Below are 1019 nucleotides of genomic sequence, written 5' to 3'. Positions count from 1 at the left end.
ACAACACGAAAGCCTTCACCAACTAACAGGGACCGCAATTCAGGTTCTTTCTCGATACAGTCAATCTTGCCTTTACCGTAACGACTGAAACGAGATATTACTGCTTTAGCTAAATCACCCTTACCCGCTGATGGTTCAAGGATTCTCTTGCTGAACTCAGGTGTAATCATTGCCGCCATTCGTGTGGCTAAATGGGCTGGTGTAGGGTAGAAGTCTGGATTAAACAATTTTCACCGCCCACCACTGACGTTCACCCTTAACGCTTTTATCTGTGCCCTTGATAAGCCCTTTTTCTTCCATGCCAGACAAGCGTCTGGCTATCTGGTAACGGTCAAGTGCATATTCGCCGCTTTCTTCTTTTTCGATAGCGGCTAACTGTTTGCTTGTTCTGTTTGGGAATCTACGAAGCAAATCAAGAATTATGGCCTCGTGATTTTTAAGCACTTCTGAGTTAGCAAACTTATATCCTGCTGCGTGACTTGAAATTGGATCGTTTGTTTTGGCTAAAGGAGTGTGCATTAGGCTTCTCCTTTGATGTGTTTTTCTGCCCAGCGTGCGCCTTCTGCAAAACTTAATAAGGACATTAAATCCATAACATCGCCAACCTTTTCTTTCACAAAAGACTCAGCTGCATTATTGGTTGCTTCTGTAGTTATCTCTCTCGGCTTGATGTAGCCTTCTTTCGCTAAACGCTCAGCCAACAAGCCAGGAGGAACTAAATACATATCTGACATATTGCAAATGTCAGCAGTTAAAGATTCGATTGCCTTTTCCCGCCTAATCTCGGCTTCGGTTTTTAGGGGTTGAAACTCAATAATGTTTGATAGGTACACACACCGTTCATCACCTTGCTCATCTGTGAAAACCATCGATTGTTTACCAACATAAGACGGAGTGATTTTTTCGTTTCTCCTATCAAACCAAACAACAAAACATTCTTTGCCGATTTCCGGCACAAACTCCTGATTATCTCCTGTAACGTAGATGGTTTTGTCTTGGTTAGTTGTCATGGTTAAGCA

3 protein-coding genes are annotated in these 1019 nt (G+C 42.7%); all 3 read right to left on the bottom strand.

All coding sequences use genetic code 11. The features are described from left to right. Positions 1 to 227 (bottom strand): hypothetical protein (locus B4K20_RS00950; protein ID WP_289281538.1); only part of this gene is annotated, 227 nt, incomplete at its 3' end. After that, positions 220 to 519 (bottom strand): hypothetical protein, encoded by a 300-nt coding sequence (locus tag B4K20_RS00945; RefSeq protein WP_289281537.1) that lies wholly within the window; start codon positions 517 to 519, stop codon positions 220 to 222. The genes B4K20_RS00950 and B4K20_RS00945, both read right to left, overlap by 8 nt. Next, on the bottom strand, positions 519 to 1019 hold a 501-nt coding region (locus B4K20_RS00940), incomplete at its 5' end, for a hypothetical protein (RefSeq protein WP_289281536.1). The genes B4K20_RS00945 and B4K20_RS00940, both read right to left, overlap by 1 nt.

This window comes from Methylophaga sp. UBA5088 (genome assembly GCF_002414625.1).
In the GTDB taxonomy this organism is placed as follows: Bacteria; Pseudomonadota; Gammaproteobacteria; order Nitrosococcales; family Methylophagaceae; genus Methylophaga; species Methylophaga marina.
This window is presented reverse-complemented; position numbering and strand designations above follow the sequence as displayed.